This window comes from Enterococcus sp. MSG3299, from assembly GCF_050555765.1.
Lineage (GTDB): Bacteria > Bacillota > Bacilli > Lactobacillales > Enterococcaceae > Enterococcus > Enterococcus faecalis.
In genome coordinates this window covers 2,394,167-2,417,649 of the sequence record NZ_CP187869.1, presented here as the reverse complement: position 1 = coordinate 2,417,649, position 23,483 = coordinate 2,394,167, and the positions used below count along the sequence as shown (strand labels likewise).

Genomic DNA, 23,483 nt, shown 5'->3' with positions numbered 1-23,483 from the left:
AGCGAGCGACATGAAAAAAACAAAAGTTATTAATTCAGATATTTCCCGCGTTATCGCACAAATGGGTCATTTTGATAAATTAAGTATTGGTGATGCAGGCATGCCAGTGCCTCGGACTACAGAAAAAATTGATTTAGCAGTTACCAATGGCGTCCCTAGTTTTATGGAAGTTTTAAACAATGTCCTTGAGGAATTGGCAGTTCAACGAATTTATTTAGCAGAAGAAATTAAAACAGAAAATCCTGACATGTTGGCAGCAATTGAAACTCGTTTACCAGAAACTCCCATCAGTTTTATTCCTCATACAGAAATGAAACAAGAATTAAACAACTGCCATGCATTTATTCGGACAGGGGAAATGACTCCTTACGCAAATATTTTATTAGAAAGTAACGTTGTCTTTTAAACGAGAGAGGGGAAATAGAGATGAATGCGACTGCATTATTAATCGGTTTAGGACCGCTTCTAGGTTGGGGGCTTTTCCCGACAATCGCTTCCAAAATTGGTGGTCGTCCAGTGAATCAAATTCTTGGTACCAGTTTAGGAACATTAATTTTTGCCGCTATTTTTTCAATGATTAATGGTTTAGCTTTTCCAACGGGCATGGATTTATTCTTTTCAATTTTATCTGGTGTCGGTTGGGCCTGTGCGCAAATCATTACGTTTAAATGCTTCACGATGATTGGTTCATCACGTGCCATGCCAGTAACGACCGCGTTCCAACTTTTAGGTGCTTCTCTCTGGGGTGTCTTTTTCTTAGGAAACTGGCCAGGTGCGACAGCCAAATTGTTAGGCGCATTTGCCTTAGTGTTAATCATGATTGGTGCCAAAATGACGGTCTGGTCGGAAACGGAGTCCGCTGAGAGTGCTGGGATTATGAAAAAAGCAGTTCTTCTATTAGCCGTTGGTGAAATCGGCTATTGGGCGTACTCTGCAGCACCCCAAGCAACGGCAATTGATGGCATGCATGCCTTTTTACCACAAGCAATAGGCATGGTAATTGTGGCAGTTATTTACTCAGCAGTTGTCACTATTAAGGGTGGGGAAACATCCCCATTTATAGAAGCTGTTTCTTACAAACAAATTTTTTCAGGCTTTTTCTTCGCCTTTGCAGCGTTAACTTATTTAATTTCAGCGCAGCCAGATATGAACGGCTTGGCAACTGGCTTTATTCTATCCCAAACATCAGTTGTGCTTGCAACGTTGACAGGTATTTGGTTCTTAGGTCAAAAGAAAACAGCCAAGGAAATGACCGTAACGATTATCGGCTTGGTTTTGATTTTGGCTGCAGCTACGATCACAGTGATGATTTAAAAAAGTATTCAACGACCTATTATTCAGGGCGTTGAATACTTTTTTTTATTTGTTCTAAAAATAATGCAGCAGCTGTGGAAAGAACCGTATTTTTGCGCCAAATTAAACTAATTTTGGCTGTTAAAGCAGGATATAGCGGGATAAAACGTAAATTTGTTTGCTTTGTTTCTAGAATACCATCAATGCTTAGGGCGCTACCTAGCCCAGCTTCTACCATCAGTGAAGCGTTGTAAAGTAAGTTGTAGGTCCCAACGATTCGGAACTGATCTAGACTTGCTTCGAGCCAATCAGAGAGTTGGCTCGGAACTTGTGCTTGTCGAGAAATAAATAAAGGTTCTTCTTTTAAATCGGCTGCAGTAATAACATTTTTAGTGGCTAAGGGATGGTCCTTTACAGTGATTAAGCCCCATGTATCTACAACTGGTAATGTTAAATAGCTATATTTTTGTTTAGGTGCAGGCTCAATAATTAAACCAAAATCTAATAATCCTTTGTCTAGCCGTTCTATTACATCATCTGCATTCCCGCTGTATAAATGAAGGTGAATATCAGCTGAGTGCTGGCTTGTTATTTGTTGTAGTGCATTCGCTAAAAAAGACATAGCTTTTGTTTCGCCGCCACCAATCGTGATTTCGCCATTAATGAATTCATTTTGCGACAAGTTGGTGACTGTTTTATTCGCTAAGCTTAAAATATCTTGCCCTTGTTTAGCTAAATATTCTCCTTCAGGTGTTAATTGTATTTGTCGATTTCCGCGTATAAATAATGTCACGCCTAATTCTTCCTCTAATTCTTTTAATTGCTTAGATAATGTTGGTTGTGATACATGCAATTGTTTGGCTGCGCCACTAATCGTTTTTTCTTGGACCACTGCTAAGAAATAGTGAATCACTCGTAATTCCATTACTTTCCCTCCTATAACTAAAACGCATACTTATCTATTTATTATAAGTATTAGACAGAGGAGTTGTCACGTATTACGATAAATTTAGCAAAAGGAGGCGATTAGGAATGCTTACAAAAAATCTCCAAGAACTAATTGCAACAGGTAGCATTGATAAAGATGAACCACTATTTCAACTTATTCATCAGATTCAAGAGGAAAATAGTCGCTATTTAATAGAATTAAATCAACAAGCCTATACACATAATGAAGTAAGGAATCTTCTTGCCACGATTATCCAAGACAAAATTGACGAAACCGTTACGATTTTATTGCCTTTTTATACAGATTTTGGACGCAATATACATTTTGGTAAAAATATTTTTATTAATCGGGCAGCTATGTTTGTTGATTTAGGGGGCATTATAATTGAAGACAATGTTTTAATTGGTCCGCGCGTTAATCTCTTAAGTGTCAATCATCCGGAACTGCCAATGAAACGGCGAGGCGTATTGCTAGCACCAATTACCATTAAAAAATTTGCGTGGTTAGGCGCGGGTGTTACTGTTTTACCAGGTATTACGATTGGTGAAAATGCTATCGTAGCAGCTAATGCGACTGTAACTAAAGATGTGCCAGCTAACGCTATTGTTGCAGGAACACCAGCTAAAATTATTCGTTGGATTCAGGAAGATAAGGAGGAAATATAATGAAATCATTATCAGAAAAAGTTATTGTTATCATGGGCGCTTCCAGTGGAATCGGTGAGGCAACAGCCCGTTTACTTGCCAGAAAAGGAGCGAAGTTAGTCATTGCAGCACGTCGACAAGAACGTTTAATTGCTATAAAAAAAGAACTTCCTGAAGCAACGATTCTCGTGCAACAAGCAGATGTAACGAAAGAAGAGGAAGTTCAGCGTGTAATCAAGCTTACAATGGAAAAATATGGACGAATTGATGTTCTTTTTAACAATGCAGGAGTTATGCCAACGGCGCCTCTTATTGAAGCACCAAAAGAAGAATGGCGTCAAATGCTAGATATTAATATTATGGGTGTTTTAAATGGCATTGCGGCAGTTCTTCCAATTATGGTTGAACAAAAATCAGGGCAGATTATTGCTACTGATTCTGTGGCAGGACATGTCGTTTATCCAGATTCGGCTGTCTACTGTGGAACAAAGTTTGCTGTTCGAGCAATTATGGAAGGATTGCGACAAGAACAAAGAGAGAATAACATTAAATCAACGATTATTTCACCAGGTGCTGTACAAACAGAACTTTATCAAACAATTTCTAATCGAGTAGTACCTGAAACGTTACATCTAGAACAGTTAAGTTGGGGCTTAAAGGCGGAAGACATTGCGCAAGCAGTGGTCTTTGCCATAGACACGCCAGATCGTATGTCAATCAGTGAAATGGTTGTTCGCCCGACCACACAAACGATTTAATTTAAAAAGTATTCCTAGAAAGGAATACTTTTTTTAATCGTGATTGTTCGTTTTTTACAGAATTTAGAATTTGATATTTACTTATTTGTTGGTTTATTATATGATTAAACACGTTGTTTCATTAATAAATTGAATATTTTACGAACATTGTAAAATATTTAGATTTTAGGAGGACGGAACATGAAAGAAAAAATAAGTTCATATTTTGAACTTGAACAATTGAATACGAATATGAAACGAGAAATGTTAGCTGGTTTCACCACGTTTATCTCAATGGCGTATATTTTGTTCGTTAATCCAACCGTACTTGGTGCTTCTGGCATGGACGAAGGCGCTGTTTTTACTGCCACCGCTTTAGCGAGTGCCTTAGGTTGTATTTTAATGGGTGTGTTGGCGAAATATCCGATTGCGACAGCACCAGCTTTAGGAATTAATGCATTCTTTGCTTATTCAGTCTCTGTTGGTATGGGGATTCCTTGGCAAACGACATTAGCGGGCGTTTTTGTGGCTTCATTGATATTTATTTTAATTACAATTTTTAAATTACGCGAGTTAATTATTGATGCAATTCCTGCAGACTTGAAATTTGCCATTTCAGGTGGGATCGGGTTGTTTATTGCTTTTCTTGGTTTAAGCCAAGGTGGCTTAATTGTGGCTAATGATGCGACACTCGTTGGCTTAGGACCTTTGAATGTTGGTTCAACGTGGGTTACCATTGTCGGCTTAGTCGTAACTGCAATTTTGTTAGTTCGTCGAGTGCCTGGTGGTATTTTTATTGGGATGGCGATTTCAACGATTGTTGGTTTAGCGACAGGCGTTATTCCAATGCCTGATAAGATTATTTCAAGCGCGCCAAGTTTAGAACCAACATTTTTAGTGGCGTTAGGACATGTGAAAGATATCAATACGATTCAAATGTGGGTCGTGGTTTTAACGTTTCTATTAGTAACATTCTTTGATACGGCTGGTACGTTGGTGGGCTTAGCCAATCAAGCAGGTTTTATGAAGGACAATAAAATGCCGCGTGTGGGGAAAGCTTTAGCCGCTGATTCAACAGCGATGTTAGCTGGTTCTCTACTAGGGACATCGCCAGTTGGTGCATATGTTGAATCATCTGCGGGGATTGCTGTGGGTGGTCGTTCAGGAATCACAGCTATTACAACCGGGATTTTATTTATTTTCAGTTTGCTATTTTCTCCTTTGTTAGCAGTTGTCACTTCGCAAGTTACAGCACCAGCGTTGATTATTGTTGGTGTTTTGATGGCACAATCCTTAAGCAAAATTAAATGGAATGAGATGGAAATTGCGATTCCTTCCTTCTTAATCTTGTTAGGAATGCCATTGACATACAGCATTTCAGATGGGATTGCCTTAGGCTTTATCTTCTATCCAATTACAATGATTGCGGCAAAACGCGGGAAAGAAGTTTCGCCAATTATGTATGGCTTGTTCTTTGTTTTTGTCGGATTCATGTGGATCCTGAATGCGCAATAAGCAAGAGAGAAAGTTATCAAATAGTTGATTCATAAGACAATGAACTTATGAATCAACTATTTTTTTCGACTAAGCACTAGAAAAACGCCCCTTATTTGATGTATAATTTGCAAAGACATTGACCTGTGAAGATACAGGAACAGAGAGGAATTAATTGAGTGAAATATACAGAAATTATGGTTTTAGATATTAGTTTCTGTTGAAGTGTATTGAGAATACTGGTTTTTAATGTCTTTGTTTGCATAGTAAATAAGTTCAAAAAGCAATGATTGTTAGCTTTTGTGTTAGCGGTTGTTGCTTTTTTTATTTATTTCTTTTAGATGATGAAATTACGTTGAAAACTTTTACTTAGTAGGATTTTTCATATATAGCTATTGTTAAATTTAACCCTGGACTTATCTTCTCATTTCTGCTATAATAACTAAGTTATTATTAATAATGAAGGTGGTGAAGAAATGCCTTATGCAATAGATTTGTTTTGTGGTGCAGGTGGTTTTAGTGAAGGAATTATTCAAGCTGGATTTAATATTGTCTTTTCTAGTGATAAAAGCCCTATGGTCGAAGAAACCTATACTAATCGTCATAAACAACTTGGATTAGTTGAGGGGGTGGACACTCATTTTGAATTAGCAGATATAAAAGACCTTACTACTGAGCTAATCTTTAAAAGTATAAATAATTTGAAATATGGGAATATTTTTGAGCCCGGTTCAATTGATGCTATTTTCGGTGGGCCACCATGTCAAGGCTTTAGCCGTCTTGGTAAAAGGGATACCAAGGATCCAAGAAATATGTTGTTTCATGAATATCTAAGAATCATAAAAGATATTCAACCAAGATATGTAGTAATGGAAAATGTAACAGGAATATTAGACATGCGTATGCTTGATTTTCCAAGTGTTTTAAGTAATAATTATTATGCTGGACAAACGTTAGTACAAGATATTCTTAATTCAGAATTAATCGGTTTAGGTTACACTGTGTTAGATGTTCAAGTTTTAAACGCAGCCCATTTTGGAGTTCCACAACAAAGAAATAGGGTAGTTTTTCTTGCTTATCGTAACGATGTTGTCCCAGTTACTTATCCAGTAATTAATAATGATAGAACAACGGTTTATGATGCTTTTGGAAGTCTTTATCCTAATACTGATTTTCAATATGATACTCAGTATTCCTTTAACAGTTTGGAAGGTCGTACACCAAATGTTATAACTGGCCGCCCTATACCTAGAGAGTATATCACAAATATGGAGACTTCTAAGCATGAAACTATAGTTCAGGAGCGTTTTTCATTGTATAGACAGGGTGAGAATAGGAGAAAAGCAGTTAATCGCCTTAAAAATACTGGAATAAATCTTAGAACGGCTGCACCAAGTCTTTTTTATGAAAGCCTATTTCAATTAAATAGTAAAACAAATGCTGTATTGATAAAAAAGACATTGGAAAAACTAAATCTTCTAGCGAATGTAAATATTAATGATAAATGGCTACATTTTACCAATAGGCAATTGTCTTTATTAAAGCAATTTCATGACTTACACGATGATATAAGCTTTAAACGAACTATTCTATCTTTATCTTCTCGGTTAAACACTAACCTAGAAACCACTAAAATATTCTGGAATAAAATTAATAAAAGGCTAAATAAAGAAATTGATGAAATAACTTACCACAATGAGCTTTTGAACGGTGAAATTAGTGATGATATGGCTGAAGCAATTTTTACAAAAAAAGGAATTCGTACACGCCTGGATGTAGAAAATGTATCTCCAACAATGGTAACTTTGCCTGATGATTTCATTCATCCTTATTTTAATAGAATTCTTACAGTGAGGGAAATGGCTAGATTACAATCATTTGATGATAGCTTTGAGTTTTTAGGAAAACGAACAACTGGTGGCTCTCAGCGAGCTCTTGAAACGCCACAATATACTCAAGTTGGCAATGCAGTTCCTCCATTATTAGCAAGAGCCATAGCAGAAGAAGTGTTCAATGCTACACAGCATACAGATAATAGATAATATTGAAAATAACGAAGGCTAAAGATAGTCTTCGTTATTTATTGTAGGTTGATTGTTTCCATACTCCCAAAAAGTAAAGATCGCTGTTTATTTTTTATGCGCCAAGCGTTACCATGATTTTTGCCACTATACGCCCCGTGAGGAGTAGTATATCCTCTCCAGTCGTAAGTAATTCCACCAGTCTTTACTAATGATAAAAATGTTGTAAATTGTGGTGACCTCGAAAGCTCTGCTTCAACATATTTAAATTCTCCAACCTCATTAATCATTCTTGTTTCGGCTTTTACCCATAAAGTGGCTGGATGCTTTTTGTGTAACTCTTCTTCTAAATCATCAAAATACCAATAAGCTGTTAAAAAATCTTTTTTTTCATTAAGTTGTTTTCTTAGCTCTATTTTTCTCTCCTCCTCATTTACGTGAAGAAAAAATCCAAGAGAATTTTGCGGAGCCATATCAGAACCAATAGTGATATATAGACTTTTATAGCCAACGTGTTTTTCAGAATCATATCCATACAAACGAGTAAAGGCAGAAACTCTACTTCTATCATTAGGCTCGAATTCTGCCACAGGAGTCCCATCAAATTGTGGCCTCAGTGTAAATAAAGTATCCATTGTTCTACCCGTTTTTGCTTTGAGCTCAATTATGCCTTCAAAGTCAGCTTCTTGCGAATTGTTTGTTTGTATACCTAATAAGGACTCCAGAGTGTCACCTGCATCTTTAGGTGAAATTTTCCCTATTCCTTTTGAATTTGGATGATACCCTTTCTGTGCTACATTCCTAATCATTGGAATTAATCTAGATAATGAATAATTTACTCTATCATCACCAAAAAACTGTAACAATATTCGGTTGCTTGGAATATTGTTTGTAATGTTCATAACTGTAATTGTAGGAAGTGGTTTTTGTGTATTAACAGATACATATAACAAGTCTCCTTCATTAATTAAACCTTGTTGAAAAAGTTTTTTTATACCATATATCGAAAATCGTCGATCACCCCGTTTATTATTAACTCGATAAAAATTCATTTTTATTTTTTGTAACTCATTATTGAATAAAAATTCAGCTTGAAATTTTTTACCGTTTATTCCGCCATGTTCTAATAAGTCAAAATCCACTAACTCATTATTTTTCAACAAATCTCTTAGTAGTGCATTGGCATCAATATTATTCTTTTCAATCATAGTTTTTGTTAATCTAATGACTACATATTCAGAATCATTGTACTTATGAATATTATTAATAATTTCTAATTCATCTTTGTAAGGTTCAAAGATCATTAAACATCTTCTCCTCGCCTAAATAGTAATTCTAATCGTGTATCAATTTGTTCAGATATAGCAATAAGAGTCGATAATCTAGGATCTGCATTCTTACTATTTAATAGCTCACTTACTGTCGACTCTCTAATTCCAGGATCACTACTTAAAAATTTCTGTTTGGATCCACGAAGTTTAATCTCAATGTTTTGAATAAAAATGTTCAAATAGCTTTCTAAGTTCATGTCTCTATCGTAGGTGCTTTTCATATTAATATTTCGGCTAAATAATTGTGGAAAGTCAACATCTAATACTTTAGAGATTTCTATAAGAGTCGATAATTTAGGATTGTTCTCTCTTTTTGTGGATGAAAGTTTATTTATAGTATTCCTTGAAATATTTGCTTTACTAGATAGCTCTTTTTGAGTAAAATTTCTATCTCGTATCAACCTACCAATGTTTTCGCTAACAATTTTATTTTTCAACTTATCGCCTCCAATCTAAATACAATAATACGCTTTAATAAACATCGTAAATTCATTATAGTTTACAAAATAAAGGGTTATTTAACTTAAGATTCACTATTACTTAAATAGGCAAGTATTCTAATTAAAACTGATGATGATTTCTACGCTATTTTTTGTATACAAATAGAAGTTCATAAGAGGTTATCTTTTTACTGGCATTATTATTAATATAATTTGGTTATTTATAGCAATTGGAGAATTATGGTTTTAGGTAGTAGTTTCTGCTGAAATGTATTGAGAATATTGGGTTTTAATGTCTTTGTTTACATAGTAAATAAGTTCAAAAAGCAATGACTGTTAGCACTTGTGTTAGCGGTTGTTGCTTTTTAAATATGTTTTGTTATTAAACAATATGCTTTCCTTATAGTAAGTATCAATTCATAAAACTAGGTATTCAAAATTGTTATTAATGAAGTAAAATCCAAAAATATGTGAATATGCATTGTATATTATAATTTTATTGTGATAAAATAAATATTTTAAAAATTATTTTTGTTAGAATTTTCATTAATATAAAAATAGAAAAATTAATGATAATTGTTTTGTTATTAATTTTTTTGTTTCTGTTGTCTAATCAAAGATTTTTAGATTTTTCAGTATAAAAATACGTTTTTTAATTAGAATAAGATGAGTTTTTGCTTGAAAAATGATTGGATAGTGGTAAAATAATTTCATCAATATTGATAAAATTATAACGGAGGTGTGTTAAAATGAATGTTGAAGAAGTTTTAGTGTCGCAAAAAACCCCAAATGCAATTAATGAAGAGACTGAATTATATGGGTTTGGGTATGGTTCTGTCGTTGAGAACATTACTGTCTCTAAAGGTGGAGGCGGTGGTGGAGGCGGCGGTGGCGGTGGCTGCTGTTGTTGTTGCTGCTGTTGTTGTGGGGGTGCCACAGGATTAGAAGAATAGAAACTTCATAAGGTAAGTGGACGCACTTACCTCTTTACATAATCAAGTAAAAAGGAGTGAAAAAATGTATAAAGTAAACCCTTTTATATGGCATGATCTTAGTGAAAAAGAAACATTCTTTCAAACAAAACTATCTTCGATAATTATTACTAATAAAAATTTAGTTAGAATGTTAAAAGATTTAGAAAAAAATGAAGTAATAAATTTTGAGGAATCTCTATTATCCAATTATTTTAGGAGCAACATGATTAATAATGTACTGGTCTTTTTAGAAGAAAATAAATTAATTAAAAAGCTAGATATAGAAAATAATAAGGTTAATGAGGTTTTGGTATATACCGATGATTCTGAATTTTCTGAATTATTCGATTACGTGTTTTCCGAAAAATTTACAATTAGTCATCAGAGCAGTATTTCCCACTTAGAATCTAAAAATATGGATGGTAAATTGCTTATAGTATTTTTAAAGGCTTTCAATTTTAAAGAATATGAAAATATTGTAAATATAGCCAAGGAAAAGAATGTAGTCATTAAAATAATTTTTAGCTATAATCATCATATTTATTTTTCGAATTTCTATAAAAGAGAATGGTACAATCCATGTCCAATATGTTTTTTTTCTGAACTAGAAAGCCAATTAAGAGGAGAAATAACTTCTGATACAGCTAATTTTCAGACAATTATAGATTTACTTTATACAAAATCACAAAATTTTGCTATAGAATACCCGTTGCAAAAGGATGATTATTTTACGATAGTTTATACCATAATGAGGAATTTGGATAGCGATTTAATGAAATGTGACTTAGATGAAGTTTTATCTATTGATTTAAATAATCATTTAGTTTCAAAAGATATTGCTTATCATTGGGGGTATTGTGATTGCTATGAGTGATTATTATTGGAATGAATATAAGAATGTACTATTAGATGAAGCATATTTGATTGATACGTTAAAATATCAACAAAGGGTAGTGAATAAACAAGTAGAAGAAAATAATTTAGATGAATTGAGCGATATTTTAGGTCTTTATAATGTGAAATACTCGGATATTAGGTTAGCGGTATATCCTTTTGATGAGTTACCTGTCTTTATAAAAACGTTAGTTAGTGATTTACAAAAAAATTATGCTTCCTTTATATATAAAGTTAGTATGCCAATACTAGCCATAACAAAAAAAATAGGGAATGTAAATACTGGTTGTTATTCTTTTGATTTTAAAAATAATTTTTTGATTCTATATGAAACTGATGTAACTAAGATTAGAGAAATAGTAAATGATAAACTGGTGTTAGCTTTTTTTTTAAACATAGAGGATGCAATTTGTTTATATAAAAAAAAGGCGTACACAAATGGTATAAAAGAAATTGGTTATGTTTCTAAAAGCAGTCAATTAGCGATTAGTAAAGAAAAAAACATAATAATAAACGAAATGCTAGTACCAGAGCAACAACTGACAAATGGATTAGGTATAAACTTGAGAAAATGTTTGTTAATGGAAACTTTAATTTTAGAGGTGTTAACTAATGATATTCACGAATAAAAGTTCCTATGGTGTGAAAAGTGATATGTTTTTATCAAATATAAATATTGGATATGTGAATTTTTCACGTGTCAAGATTAAGCAAGGAACGACAGCAGGTAGTGCTTTCTCAGTTGACGAAAATAAACAGTTATCACTTATTAAAAGTTATAATGAATATTTAGAAAGACTTTTCTTAGGGATACCATTAAGTACAAATAAAACTATTTCTTCTGTAAATTTAGAAAAAAATATTGTAAGTAGTAGAAAATATTCAGAATTTGGATATGGAAATCATGAGTTCGGATTTAATGATACGACAGGAACTTCATCTGGAAAACTTTCAGAAGTAATAATCCCAAAGGCACTAACAGAATTGATTGAGAAAAATGAAGTATTTTGTTTTTGGTATGGTTTGAAAGGGGAAAAGTTAAAACAAGATAAAGAAATTCATGACTTAATTAATGATTATAATTTTATTTCAAATATGTTTAAAATTTATGTAGTTCGTGAACTTAGTAATTATTCAACAGTGATCGTGATGGGGTTTTTAGAAGGGAAATTACTAACCTCAGGTGTATGTTGTAGTATTACTATGGAACAATCTCTAATTTTGGCCTTGAAAGAAGCTAAGGGAATAGAGTGGCAAACTTTTAATAATCCCTTAGCAAAAGCAAATAAATTTTCTGATAAATTGCATAAACAAATTTTAAAAAAAGTAAAGTTTATGGATGAAACATACAAAGTTATTACAAAAGATTCTATACAAGCTACGAAATACATTGAAACTTCTGATTGGATTAACCATGTTGAGATATCCGTAATTGGAGATGACATAAATAGAGGAGTTAAAACAATAAAATGTATATCCAAACAGTTACTAAATTCTGTACCAATTAAGATAAACATTGAAAGACAAAAAGATAAAGAGATTATTAAGAGATATTTAATTGATTATTCTATTGATTGTCCTATCCAATGATAGAAAGGAGAATACTTTTGAAAGGTTTTTTAAGAAATAAGGTGAATTTTGTTTTAAATGAGGATTTATTTATGTCACATCACTATAACGTATATATAGAAAAATATTCTAAAAGACCTATCAAAGCCTATGAGGTTGATTTAAAGAATAAAAGGCAGCATATTCTTTCAACTTTAGGAGAGTATTTGGAGCGAGAAACACTCATCAACGAAAATTCACCAAAAGAGCATACGGTTATTGCTACGAATTTAATTGATGGAAGCATTAAACAAGTTAATCTTGATATGATTTTGTTTAAGAATAGTTTTGTTGATTCTTCTGGTATGGCCTCGCATAAAAAATCAAAGCCATTGATATGGACAGCGTATAAAGAATTCTTTGAAAGACAGAGCTATATTACTAACTTCTTGTTTCATACTAAGGCTCAGCAATTAAATATAGATAAGATAGAAGAAATAAAAAAAATAGACCGATATTTGACTAATTATTTAGACAATGTCAAATATTATAATATATCTTTAAGTAAGAACCTTTACGTAGTACTTGCCGTTGGATATGGTGAAAAATACAAAGCAGTGGGTTTGGGAACTAGTCAATCAGCAAGAAAAGCAGTAATAAAATCACAAAAAGAAATATTACAATATTTTGCTACATCGCATTCAAAATATAAAGAAGGAAAAGTTAGTCAAGGCTCTGGATTAGTAATTGACAATAAGGACATTTATCATGACTATTTTGATAGATTGAGCTCGAAAGAAGTTAAAGATTTATATGCATATCTTGAAGGTAGTGAATTTGTTATTCTGAATAATGAAGAGAAAACAGAAAAAGTAAGTCATACATTTACTATCAAAAATATAAGCAATTCTCTTAATATGTCTCCGTATATTACAATGTTTGAAAATAATCATGCTAAGAATGTGAAAGTAGTGAAGGTATTTGACCCAAAGTGGTTTCCCAACATGGCACCAAGAAATTTTTCGAAAGAAATAATATTAAATATAGAGAATATATTAAAATTAAAAAGAAAAAATTTTTCAGAACTGTTACCATTTCCGTAAGGAGGAGTGAAAATGTTTATCTCAGTTAAATCATATGCATTGTTTAATATTAAAATGTTACTGAAAGATAAAATCCCTTTATTGTGGTCAATAGCCTTACCTGTAATTACTTTTTTTATGAATTATAGAAGTGTAACAAATGAATGGGAATTGGCATATTGGTGGGTATATATTGTTGTTTGTTCCTATGTTTATGGAGTAGGAGTTTACGCATTACAATTAAAGGAATATGGAAGCTTAAAAACAATTTTTTCAATAAATAATTCACCTTGGGCATTTTTTTTAGGCAATCTATTGACGCAAATTATGTTTAGCTTTATCAGTGTAAACTTACTTAATTTAATTGTGGTTATTTTACTACCATTATCGTTTCTCCGTCTTTTTTTATATAGCTTTATTACTATTATAGCGTGTTTACCAGTTGCATTTTTTAGTTACAATTTAACTCTAATAAAAAAAGTGCATGCTAATACTATAAATTCAATATTTACAATGCTAATTTTTGGTTTATTTATATTGTTAAATACGAATATAGAGTTAAATAAATATAACCCTCTGTCAATTTTATCTAATGTTTTAATTGAACATAAAAATATGGATGTCTTCAAATATGTTACTTTTTCAATATTTTTAGTTTTTATTAGTATGTATTCTATAGTTAAATTTGAACCGATTTCAAATGAAAGAAGGTAAAGCTATGATAGAAATAAAGGATTTAAATATTCCTTATGTAGATAAAAAAATAAGTATGAATATTTTAAAAGAGTATAATTTATTTACTGGTGATAATGGTAACGGAAAAACCTTACTATTAGATTACATTTCAGGAGTAAAAAAGGCAAAAAGAACTGTAATTAAGGGGAATGAAAGTATCATATATATTAATCAAAACATATATTTTTCTGATCGTTTATCAGGAATGGACTTTCTGAAATTTAGTTATGGTTTGGACGGAAAAAAAAGTATTCAATCTTTTTATCAATTAAGCGATAAAATTCTTAAGCGTGAAGATATTGATAAGTTGCTTAAAAAACAATGGGGAATGCTTTCAGGAGGGGAAAAAAAGTTCCTTTATGCTCTTATTTTGATGTCTTTAGAAAGAGAATGGTATATTTTAGATGAACCGTTTGCTTTTGTAGATAAGAAAAGAAAAAAAATGTTATATAAGATTATAGATATTAAGATATCAGAAGATAAGGGTATTATTTTAACTACTCATGAAGAAGATGAAGTAGTATTAAAATCAGTTAGCAAGGTTTTTGAAATATAACTGTAAGAAGTAGTGTCATTATTTTAGAATATTTAATGTTGTACGATAAAAGAATGAATTATAATAAGCTCAGACTGTAGTTTAAATTATAGTAAATATAAAATAATTATGTTTTTGTATAGTAGTTTTTTTGGAAAGTATAGATAATACTGGTTTTTAATGTTTTTGTTTGTATAGTAACTAAGTTCAAAAAGCAACGATTGTTAGCTCTGCTGCTAGCAGTTGTTGCTTTTTGAACTTAGTTAAATAGTGTAGTCTATGAAAATTAAAGTGCTAGTGACAAATCTACTCTACTAATTTAAATAACGTTTGTTTTTTGTTTAGATTAACTCATTAAATGTACAATCGTTTCAAATTAATGAGAGTTTTCGTAATAAAGTTTTATCTCTTTTGGTAAGTTATTTGGAATTTTTGATTTAACAGCCACCTCGTTCCCTTGCTTAAGGACTTCATCGTAGTACCAGCATTTAAATTTAATCATATCAAGAACTTTTTCCATTTGTCGCAATTCTTTTTCTACGCTTACTTTTTGTCGTTCAAATAGTTCTTTTCGAATTTTGAAAGTTTCTGACCCTAATTTTGTCCATTTCATAAATTGTTTAATATCTTTAATTTCTAATCCAGATTTCTTCAAACACTCAATCACTCTTAAAGCTTCAATTTCGTTATTAGAAAATTTTCGAATACCGGAAACACGCGTTATTTCAGGAAATAATCCTTCTTTATCATAATAGCGGAGAGTTGAAACTGGAATGTTAAACATTTTTGATATTTCGCCGATTGAATATGCTGTCATAGCTCCTCCTGAAAAATTTTTATAATCAGACTTGACCTAAAGTTAAGTTTAGGTAGTAAGATTGTATTATTAAAAAAATTAAATGTCAACTATAGGAGGGAAAGCAAGGATGCTAGAAGATACTACAATGATTCAAAAATGGGATAAGGTATTCCAAAAAAGCGATAAGGTTAATCATCGTAATGTGACTTTTACTAATCGATTTGGAATAGCTCTAGTTGCTGATTTATATGAACCAAAAAGACAAGCGGAAGAGTTTCCTGCAATTGCTGTGTGCGGTCCGTTCGGGGCAGTTAAAGAACAATCATCAGGACTTTATGCTCAAACAATGGCAGAACGGGGCTTTTTGACGATAGCTTTTGATCCGTCATTTACTGGAGAAAGTGGAGGGATCCCACGTAATGTTGCTTCTGGCGATATTAACACTGAGGATTTCCAAGCGGCTGTTGATTTCTTGTCGGTCCAAAAAAATGTTGCTCAGGATAAAATTGGAATTATTGGTATTTGCGGTTGGGGCGGCATGGCACTAAATGCAGCTGCAATTGATACAAGAGTAAAAGCAACCGTTGTTTCGACTATGTATGATATGTCTCGTGTAACAGCTAATGGTTATTTTGATTCTATTGATGTGGATGGTCGATATGAAATGCGTCAACAACTCAATGCACAACGTATTGAAGATTTCAAAAATGGGGATTATGCTCGTTCGGGTGGTGTTCCAGATAGTTTGTCAGAAAGTGCGCCTTATTATATTAAAGATTATTTCGATTATTACAAAACAGACCGCGGCTATCATAAGCGATCGTTGAACTCAAATGAAGGTTGGAATATGACGTCTGCTCTTTCATTGTTAAATACTAAATTTCTGTCTTATAGTGATGAGATTTTTAGTGCGGTGTTAATTATTCATGGTGAAAAAGCTCATTCTCGATATTTCGCAGAAGACGCTTTTAAGAAGTTGCAAGGAGATAACAAGGAGTTGCTAATTATTCCTAAAGCAACACACACTGATCTCTACGACAAAATAGACATCATTCCATTTGATAAAATGACCGAATTTTTTTATCAAAATTTGGAAGTAAGATAGGAGGAATTTGTAAATGATTGAGAAACAAACTGCTGGAAGAGATTTTTTAGGTGAATTTGCACCCAAATTTGCTGAGCTGAATGATGATGTGTTGTTTGGTCAAGTATGGGCAAGAGAAGATAAACTTTCTTTGAAAATGCGTTCTATTGTGACAATAACGGCGCTCATTTCAAAGGGAGTTATCGATACATCTTTGAACTATCATCTGGAAACTGCTCGGAAAAATGGTGTAACTAAGACAGAAATGGCTGAATTATTAACACATCTTTCATTTTATGCAGGATGGCCGAATGCTTGGGCAGCGTTTCGATTGGCGAAAGAAGTGTATGTGGAGGACCATAACAAAGAAGAACATGGGGGATTGTTTGGTCAAGGGGAATTAAACACAGCTTATTCAGAATACTTTATTGGTCAAAGTTATTTGAAACCATTGACTGATCCAAAAGAAACAGTGTTTATTGCCAATGTCACGTTTGAACCAGCTTGCCGTAATAATTGGCATATTCATCATGCGAAATCAGGAGGAGGCCAAATCTTGATATGCGTAGATGGTGAAGGTTGGTATCAAGAAGAAGGAAAAGAAGCACAAAGCCTGAAGCCAGGGGATACCATTACAATACCTGCCAATGTAAAGCATTGGCACGGTGCAAAGAAAGATCGGTGGTTTAGCCACTTAGCGATTGAAGTGCCTGGGGTAGAAACATCAAACGAATGGCTAGAGCCTGTTAAAAATGAATTTTATGATAGTCTAAAGGAGTGTTAATAATGAAAGTAAGTATTGAAGATGTTATTAATGGGTACAGAAGTGATGCTCCTGTTGATTTAGAGCGAGATGCGTATGCTGAGGAGCTTTATCAAGAAGCGATAAAAATTGGAATAGAAATGAATACCAAGTATCATTCAGAAGAGGAATTACGAGAAATTATGAGTTACTTGATTGGAAAAAAAGTAGATGAAACTTTTCGTATATTTCCACCTTTTTATACGGACTTTGGTAAAAACATTACACTTGGCAAAAATGTCTTTATAAACTCAGGGACACATTTCCAAGACCAAGGTGGGATTGTGATTGGTGATGGTGTATTTATAGGACATAATGTAGTACTTGCTACAATTAATCACGACCTATTTCCAAAGAATAAACGTAAAAATCATTATGCGCCAATTGTGTTAAAAAATAACGTATGGATTGGTTCAAATGCTACGATTACTTCAGGTGTAACGATTGGTGAGTGGTCAGTAGTTGCAGCAGGTGCGGTCGTCACAAAAGATGTTCCACCCTACACTGTAGTAGGTGGCGTTCCCGCTCGTGTGCTAAAATCAATAGATAAGGAAGAGAATGGTAGATGATTGATAAAACAACAAATTCAAAAGCAGATGAGACTGATAATATGAAGAAACTTTATCTTATGCGACATGGTGAAACGCTATTTAATAAATTAGGGAAAATTCAAGGAGCAAGTGACTCACCTTTGACTGAAGTAGGAATAAAACAAGCAAGAATTGCAAAAGAGTACTTCCAAAATCATAATATTAAATTAGATGCTTATTATTCCTCTACACAAGAGCGTGCATCAGATACACTAGAAATAATTATAGGAAATAAAAAATATAAGCGTATAAGGGAACTAAAAGAATGGAATTTTGGTATATTTGAAGGAGAAAGAGAATATTTAAACCCTAAAAGACCTATTGGGGAAACTTCATATGGTGATTCTTTTGTGCCTTATGGCGGGGAGTCTTCAAAAGTGGTGCAGGAAAGAATAAACAAAGGACTTACTAAAATTATGGAACAAGAAAATAACCAGAACGTTTTGGCAGTTAGTCATGGGGGGTCTATGTATCTATTTATACAAAAATGGCTAGCGTATGAAAAAGTTTCAAAGATAAACTTTTCAAATTGTTGTATTTTAGAGTTTGGGTATAAAAATAATAGTTTTGTATTTCTACAAGCGATAAATCATGATTTTTCTAATTTAGTTTAAAAAAGTAAACAGATCGGAAGTTAAAAAAACTTTTGACCTGTTTACTTTTTATGTATGCTTTTTGAATTTTAAATATTTTTCTTTTTTTATAAATAACAGCATATTGGTTTTGATATATCTTCTAGAGCTCTGTAAAATGTTATCGTGTTAGTATAATTATTTGAAATATATCGTACCTAGCAGTACATTAGTTTTGTAACTAATATTAATTAGGAGGGTTTTCTGTGAAAAAAACTTTAATTTCTGTTCTAGGGGTTTTATCTATCGTTGTTTCTATGGCATTTTCTTCTTATTCTGTCAATGCAGCTTCTAATGATTGGTCTTGGCCACTAGGCAAACCATATGCGGGAAGATATGAAGAAGGACAACAATTTGGGAATACCGCATTTGATCGAGGAGGCACTTATTTCCATGATGGGTTTGACTTCGGCTCTGCTATCTATGGAAATGGTAGTGTGTATGCTGTGCATGATGGTAAAATTTTATATGCTGGTTGGGATCCTGTAGGTGGAGGTTCATTAGGCGCATTTATTGTATTACAAGCAGGAGATACAAATGTGATCTATCAAGAATTTAGCCGAAATGTTGGGGACATTAAAGTTAGCACGGGACAAACTGTTAAAAAAGGACAGCTTATAGGGAACTTTACTTCTAGTCATTTACATTTAGGAATGACAAAGAAAGAATGGCGCGCTGCTCATTCTTCTTGGAATAAAGATGATGGCACTTGGTTTAACCCAATTCCTATACTTCAAGGAGGGTCTACGCCTACACCTCCAAATCCAGGACCAACAAATTTCACAACAAATGTACATTATGGTTTACACGTCCTTGGGGGATCTTGGTTGGGGGAAGTAACAAACTTTAACAATACTAATGATGGTTTTGCAGGTTATCCTAATCGGCAACATGATATGCTTTATATTAAGGTAGATAAAGGGGAATTGAAGTATCGTGTTCATACAGCTCAAAGTGGCTGGTTAGCTTGGGTAAATAAAGGAAATAAAAATGATACAGTGAATGGCGTAGCAGGTATTCAAGGACAAGCAATTGATGGTGTTCAGTTAAACTATATAACTTCTAAGGGAGAAAAATTATCACAAGCATACTATCGCTCACAAACTACGAAACGATCAGGATGGTTAAAAGTAAGTGCAGATAATGGTTCTATTCCGGGATTAGATAGTTATGCAGGAATTTTTGGAGAACCGTTAGATCGCTTGCAAATTGGTATTTCACAGTCTAATCCATTTTAAATTTAAAAAATAACAGCACGATTACGCATTTAATAAATTTTAAAGAGGTGAATGAGTATAAATAAAGATATAGTCAATATACTGAAAAAAACATTTATTTTGCCTGTTGTTGGAGTATTCTTTATGCTGAGTACCAATGCTTTTGCTTCTGAAGATTATAATTTACTTGGAGTAAAAAATTATGATCAGTATGCATTAGGAGCACCTAGTGGGTGTGAGGGAGCTTCACTATTACAAGGATTACAGTATAAAGGGAAAATTCCAGATTGGGACTTAATCAAGTTTTTGAAGACAATCCCTATCTCTTCTAGTGGAAATCCTTATGATGGATTTGTAGGTAGTCCTTTTGTTGAAAACTCATGGACTTATTCCGCTATCTATCCTATTCCTTTAGTAAAATGGGGGCAAGCATATGGTGATGTAAAAGATATGTCAGGTCATTCTTTAGATGAATTACTAAATGAAGTGAAAAATAATAATCCAATTGTTGCTTGGGTAACGATAAAATTTCAACCGGCACGATGGGGAATATGGAATTTTGGTAGAGCAGTAAATAATAATCATGCAGTAACTTTAGATGGTTATGATTCAAAAAAAGAAAAACTTCACGTATCGGATCCGATTTCTGGTAAATATTGGATCGATAAGAATACATTTGAAAGTGTATATAATGAAAGAAACTTTGCGGTTGCGATTTATTAAGATCTATTACTTATCAAATTATAGAAATAAAAGAAATTTTTTTATCGAATGTATTTGAAAGTGTACAGAAGAACTGTTTTTTGTACACTTTTTTTAGTTTATTTTAAGGAATAATAAATATATTCTATTTATTATCAACAACCCAGTAAATAAATAACCATAAATCAAGTAAAAAAATCATAACTTCAATATCTGTTTCTCCTGATGGTTAAAATAGTTAAAGATTTTAACGCCATGAATTCGTTAAATATGAGTGTGCTAGTAGTTTATATTTATAAAAAATAAACTATGGAATTTTATAAAATTTTTAAAATAGTGAATTGAACAATAAAAATAGTTTTAAATATTACAATAATTTTAAGCTGATTTCTAGATTTTCTATTTTAAAACCATATTGAGCATTATGGTTGTCATAGATAAAAAATAGATGGTAAAATATTTCCACCTAAAATCGAATAAGAGATTTTGGGAATATAGTATATGGTGAAAGTCGTTTTTGTAAGATGCTGAGTATATTAAAAAATTATAGAAATTTTTAAGTTAACAAAAATAAAACTTTCGCTAGATTATTTATAGGAAAGAGGAAAAATAATGACAGAATTAAGTAAAAAGCCCGTACGTGATTATGCAGAACATAATGCTTATTTCCCATCAGAGTACTCATTGAGTGTTTATACAAGTCCAGTTACACCTTTTGATGGCTATAAGTTTAATAAGGCTTATTCTGGAGGAGAATTAAAGATTTTAATGATTGGATCAGATGAGCGCTATGTCCAAGTGCAAAACGGGAAATTGTTTTCTACAGGTAATCATCCTGTAGAGACTTTGCTACCTATGATGCACATGGCTGCAGCGGGGTTCGACATTGATGTTGCTACTCTTTCTGGTAACTCCATCAAGTTAGAAATGTGGGCTATGCCAAAAGAAGACGAGGCTGTGATGGACTTTTACCATGATTACCTTCCTAAGTTTGAGAACCCTTTGAAGCTAAGTGAAATTTTACCTCAAGTAATGGCCGATAATTCTCCTTATGTGGCAGTTTTCTTCCCTGGTGGTCATGGAGCATTGCTAAATCTTCCTGAAAGTGAAGAAGTCAAAGACATTCTCAATTGGGCTATGACCAATGATAAGAAAGTAGTGACTCTTTGTCATGGACCTGCTGCATTGCTAGCTGCAACTCTTAATGACGGAGATTTTCTTTTTGATGGTTACGAAATGACTGTCTTTCCAGATAGTTTGGATGAAGGTGCTAATCAAGAAATTGGATATATGCCAGGACTATTGAAATGGCGTTTACAAGAAACACTGGAAGAAAATGGAGTAAAAGTTCTCAATGAAGATATTACAGGACAAGTTCATAAAGATCGTAATCTATTAACAGGAGATAGTCCACTTGCTGCTAATAATTTGGGGATTCTTGCTGCTAATGAGTTGTTAGAAATGGTGGATCAATAAAAAAAATTTCATTACTAATAAAAAAATATTAGTGTTGTACAAAAACATGAAATTAATAGGATTTTTAATGGGTTTAACAGTTTGTTTTTAGAAGTGAATAGTTAGAATAGATAAATATTAATTTATATTCAAAGTTAATCAAACCTTTCTTGAAATAGGGAGGTTTGATTAATTTAAAATATGAATAAATTCATATAGACGTAGATACGCCTTAGCTAAAAAAATCAATAATTTTTATTTTATAAATATTAGGGAGAAATTTTTATATAAAAGATATGGTAAATAAATGGGGCTCTCAGAACAATAATGCTGGAAAAATAACATTTACACAAAAAGAATAACATTTTTATAATTCTTAAATTAAAGAAGTTCCTAATTATTATATATTAGGCATCGATATAAAATTATAAGTTAAAAATAGTGTTTGACAAATAGCTAATTTCTAGACAGAAGTATATTGAAAGATGTATGTGTTAAATTAGCATAGTTTTACATTTCTCTATTTAGTGATTGAATTTTAGAAGATTTGTGAGATTTAATACAATATAAATACCCTCCCTTATATTAAAATCTGAAGGTAAAAGTAAATAGTTGGGATTCTTAATTAGCGATATCAATTATATATATCTTAAAGTTCGATAAAGAAATCTACGTATAAGTGTAGATGGAGAAAATTAAACTTTAATAAGAAGGTGTATTATGTGTATAAATATAAAAAAATTAAATTAAATATAGAGTTATTGACTGTTATAGTTATCAATTTATTAAGTTTGCAATTAAGTGCTTTTTTATTTGGAAAAAATAATGAACTAACAATTAAAGGTGCACTAACTTATACGTTACCATTAATTATTATTTTTTTTAGTATTCGTATTTTGAGTGTAAAAATTGGTTATAAAAATTTAAAAAATACTCTAAAATCTTTTTTTAGGGATGGACGCTACTTAATTTTGATAATGGTAATTTTTTTTCTAATAAATTTAGGTTCTATTTCTAGTGATAAATTAGATGGTTTTCAAATTAGAAATGTTTTCTTTTTTCTTTTAACATGCTTTTTTACAGGTGTTTTTGAAGAATTACTATTTAGAGGAATTGTTTTAACACGTCTATCTAGTATTTATTCTCCTAGAGTAAGTGTAACAATATCGTCTATTTTTTTTGGTATAGTACATCTATTAAATTTGATAGATCAACCATGGTTAATTAAAGGAACGCTAACTCAAGTTTTTTATACGTTTTGTTTAGGTATGATTTTAGGAACAATTTATTCTAAGAGAAACAATATTTTTACAATTATATTATTACACGCTAGCTTCAATTTTTTTGGCTCATTTTCTCAAGTTTTTACATGCAATATTTCTTTGGTCAAACAAGATAGTTCTATGATTGAAATCCTTATACCTATAATATTGATAGTACCTTCTACAATACTTTCATTAAAGAAGATGCATTAACATAGTATTTGAGTACCTATTCTAATTTTACAAAAAAATGATTTAATAAA

25 protein-coding genes are annotated in these 23,483 nt (G+C 32.1%); 21 read left to right on the top strand and 4 right to left on the bottom strand.

From position 1 onward, the window contains the following. Nucleotides 1-10 precede the first annotated feature (10 nt). Together rbsD and rbsU are read left to right on the top strand one after the other, a co-directional pair. A complete protein-coding gene (rbsD, locus tag IGL23_RS11915; protein ID WP_002359153.1) occupies nucleotides 11-406 on the top strand; it encodes a D-ribose pyranase in 396 nt (131 codons plus the stop codon). A 20-nt stretch (nucleotides 407-426) separates the two neighbouring features. Next, nucleotides 427-1,314: a ribose/proton symporter RbsU gene (rbsU, locus tag IGL23_RS11910; protein WP_002359154.1), complete on the top strand. Its 888-nt coding sequence runs from the start codon at nucleotides 427-429 to the stop codon at nucleotides 1,312-1,314. A 19-nt stretch (nucleotides 1,315-1,333) separates the two neighbouring features. On the opposite strand, the gene IGL23_RS11905 is transcribed toward rbsU, so the two are convergent. After that, entirely contained in the window at nucleotides 1,334-2,218 is an 885-nt protein-coding gene (locus IGL23_RS11905; protein WP_002370030.1) for a LysR family transcriptional regulator, read from the bottom strand. A gap of 107 nt (nucleotides 2,219-2,325) precedes the next feature. On the opposite strand from IGL23_RS11905, the gene IGL23_RS11900 reads away from it, so the two are divergent. From IGL23_RS11900 to IGL23_RS11885, 4 genes are all read left to right on the top strand, one after another. Further along, nucleotides 2,326-2,907: a DapH/DapD/GlmU-related protein gene (locus IGL23_RS11900; RefSeq protein WP_002355105.1), complete on the top strand. Its 582-nt coding sequence runs from the start codon at nucleotides 2,326-2,328 to the stop codon at nucleotides 2,905-2,907. Further along, nucleotides 2,907-3,644, top strand: a complete 738-nt coding sequence (locus tag IGL23_RS11895; protein ID WP_033595052.1) for an SDR family oxidoreductase — start codon at nucleotides 2,907-2,909, stop codon at nucleotides 3,642-3,644. The genes IGL23_RS11900 and IGL23_RS11895 overlap by 1 nt, the downstream gene beginning before the upstream one ends. Nucleotides 3,645-3,824: 180 nt before the next feature. Next, nucleotides 3,825-5,138, top strand: coding sequence for an NCS2 family permease (locus IGL23_RS11890; protein ID WP_002355107.1), 1,314 nt, complete (start codon nucleotides 3,825-3,827; stop codon nucleotides 5,136-5,138). A gap of 455 nt (nucleotides 5,139-5,593) precedes the next feature. Next, entirely contained in the window at nucleotides 5,594-7,159 is a 1,566-nt protein-coding gene (locus IGL23_RS11885; protein WP_002410042.1) for a DNA cytosine methyltransferase, read from the top strand. 38 nt (nucleotides 7,160-7,197) lie between these two features. Here IGL23_RS11885 and IGL23_RS11880 read toward each other — a convergent pair whose 3' ends face one another. Together IGL23_RS11880 and IGL23_RS11875 are read right to left on the bottom strand one after the other, a co-directional pair. Next, nucleotides 7,198-8,442, bottom strand: a complete 1,245-nt coding sequence (locus tag IGL23_RS11880; protein ID WP_002410043.1) for an MvaI/BcnI family restriction endonuclease — start codon at nucleotides 8,440-8,442, stop codon at nucleotides 7,198-7,200. Next, nucleotides 8,442-8,906, bottom strand: coding sequence for a helix-turn-helix domain-containing protein (locus IGL23_RS11875; protein WP_002410044.1), 465 nt, complete (start codon nucleotides 8,904-8,906; stop codon nucleotides 8,442-8,444). Before IGL23_RS11875 ends, IGL23_RS11880 begins: the two co-directional genes overlap by 1 nt. Nucleotides 8,907-9,658: 752 nt before the next feature. Here IGL23_RS11875 and IGL23_RS11870 point away from each other — a divergent pair. From IGL23_RS11870 to IGL23_RS11840, 7 genes are all read left to right on the top strand, one after another. Further along, nucleotides 9,659-9,862, top strand: a complete 204-nt coding sequence (locus IGL23_RS11870; protein ID WP_002410046.1) for a hypothetical protein — start codon at nucleotides 9,659-9,661, stop codon at nucleotides 9,860-9,862. Nucleotides 9,863-9,926: 64 nt separating this feature from the next. Then, nucleotides 9,927-10,757 (top strand): McbB family protein, encoded by an 831-nt coding sequence (locus IGL23_RS11865; RefSeq protein ID WP_010716267.1) that lies wholly within the window; start codon nucleotides 9,927-9,929, stop codon nucleotides 10,755-10,757. Next, nucleotides 10,750-11,406: a hypothetical protein gene (locus IGL23_RS11860; RefSeq protein ID WP_002410048.1), complete on the top strand. Its 657-nt coding sequence runs from the start codon at nucleotides 10,750-10,752 to the stop codon at nucleotides 11,404-11,406. The genes IGL23_RS11865 and IGL23_RS11860 overlap by 8 nt, the downstream gene beginning before the upstream one ends. Continuing rightward, nucleotides 11,390-12,367 carry a hypothetical protein gene (locus IGL23_RS11855; RefSeq protein ID WP_002394300.1) on the top strand — a complete coding sequence of 326 codons (978 nt, stop codon included), beginning with the start codon at nucleotides 11,390-11,392 and terminating at the stop codon, nucleotides 12,365-12,367. Before IGL23_RS11860 ends, IGL23_RS11855 begins: the two co-directional genes overlap by 17 nt. A 17-nt stretch (nucleotides 12,368-12,384) precedes the next feature. Next, nucleotides 12,385-13,428 (top strand): YcaO-like family protein, encoded by a 1,044-nt coding sequence (locus tag IGL23_RS11850; RefSeq protein ID WP_010714216.1) that lies wholly within the window; start codon nucleotides 12,385-12,387, stop codon nucleotides 13,426-13,428. A 12-nt stretch (nucleotides 13,429-13,440) separates the two neighbouring features. Beyond that, nucleotides 13,441-14,121, top strand: a complete 681-nt coding sequence (locus IGL23_RS11845) for a hypothetical protein (RefSeq protein WP_002365261.1) — start codon at nucleotides 13,441-13,443, stop codon at nucleotides 14,119-14,121. Continuing rightward, the gene (locus tag IGL23_RS11840; protein WP_002394296.1) at nucleotides 14,108-14,698 is read left to right on the top strand and encodes an ATP-binding cassette domain-containing protein; all 591 of its coding nucleotides are present in this window, start codon (nucleotides 14,108-14,110) and stop codon (nucleotides 14,696-14,698) included. Before IGL23_RS11845 ends, IGL23_RS11840 begins: the two co-directional genes overlap by 14 nt. 355 nt (nucleotides 14,699-15,053) lie before the next feature. Here IGL23_RS11840 and IGL23_RS11835 read toward each other — a convergent pair whose 3' ends face one another. Next, nucleotides 15,054-15,494, bottom strand: coding sequence for a MerR family transcriptional regulator (locus IGL23_RS11835; RefSeq protein ID WP_002394295.1), 441 nt, complete (start codon nucleotides 15,492-15,494; stop codon nucleotides 15,054-15,056). Between the two features lie 82 nt (nucleotides 15,495-15,576). Here IGL23_RS11835 and IGL23_RS11830 point away from each other — a divergent pair, with 82 nt between their 5' ends. The 8 genes from IGL23_RS11830 (at nucleotide 15,577) to IGL23_RS11795 (ending at nucleotide 23,433) form a co-directional block, all read left to right on the top strand. Then, nucleotides 15,577-16,581, top strand: a complete 1,005-nt coding sequence (locus IGL23_RS11830; RefSeq protein WP_002394294.1) for an alpha/beta hydrolase — start codon at nucleotides 15,577-15,579, stop codon at nucleotides 16,579-16,581. Nucleotides 16,582-16,594: 13 nt separating this feature from the next. Then, on the top strand, nucleotides 16,595-17,344 hold the full coding sequence (locus IGL23_RS11825) for a carboxymuconolactone decarboxylase family protein (protein ID WP_002394292.1): 750 nt from the start codon (nucleotides 16,595-16,597) through the stop codon (nucleotides 17,342-17,344). A 2-nt stretch (nucleotides 17,345-17,346) separates the two neighbouring features. Next, nucleotides 17,347-17,931 carry an acyltransferase gene (locus tag IGL23_RS11820; RefSeq protein WP_002365246.1) on the top strand — a complete coding sequence of 195 codons (585 nt, stop codon included), beginning with the start codon at nucleotides 17,347-17,349 and terminating at the stop codon, nucleotides 17,929-17,931. Then, entirely contained in the window at nucleotides 17,928-18,566 is a 639-nt protein-coding gene (locus tag IGL23_RS11815) for a histidine phosphatase family protein (protein WP_002410049.1), read from the top strand. The genes IGL23_RS11820 and IGL23_RS11815 overlap by 4 nt, the downstream gene beginning before the upstream one ends. 224 nt (nucleotides 18,567-18,790) lie before the next feature. Continuing rightward, nucleotides 18,791-19,822 carry a M23 family metallopeptidase gene (locus IGL23_RS11810; RefSeq protein ID WP_002410050.1) on the top strand — a complete coding sequence of 344 codons (1,032 nt, stop codon included), beginning with the start codon at nucleotides 18,791-18,793 and terminating at the stop codon, nucleotides 19,820-19,822. Between the two features lie 51 nt (nucleotides 19,823-19,873). Continuing rightward, a complete protein-coding gene (locus tag IGL23_RS11805; protein WP_002410051.1) occupies nucleotides 19,874-20,524 on the top strand; it encodes a C39 family peptidase in 651 nt (216 codons plus the stop codon). 591 nt (nucleotides 20,525-21,115) lie between these two features. After that, the gene (hchA, locus tag IGL23_RS11800; protein WP_033595688.1) at nucleotides 21,116-21,979 is read left to right on the top strand and encodes a glyoxalase III HchA; all 864 of its coding nucleotides are present in this window, start codon (nucleotides 21,116-21,118) and stop codon (nucleotides 21,977-21,979) included. Between the two features lie 701 nt (nucleotides 21,980-22,680). After that, a complete protein-coding gene (locus tag IGL23_RS11795) occupies nucleotides 22,681-23,433 on the top strand; it encodes a CPBP family intramembrane glutamic endopeptidase (RefSeq protein WP_002394284.1) in 753 nt (250 codons plus the stop codon). Nucleotides 23,434-23,483: the final 50 nt, after the last annotated feature.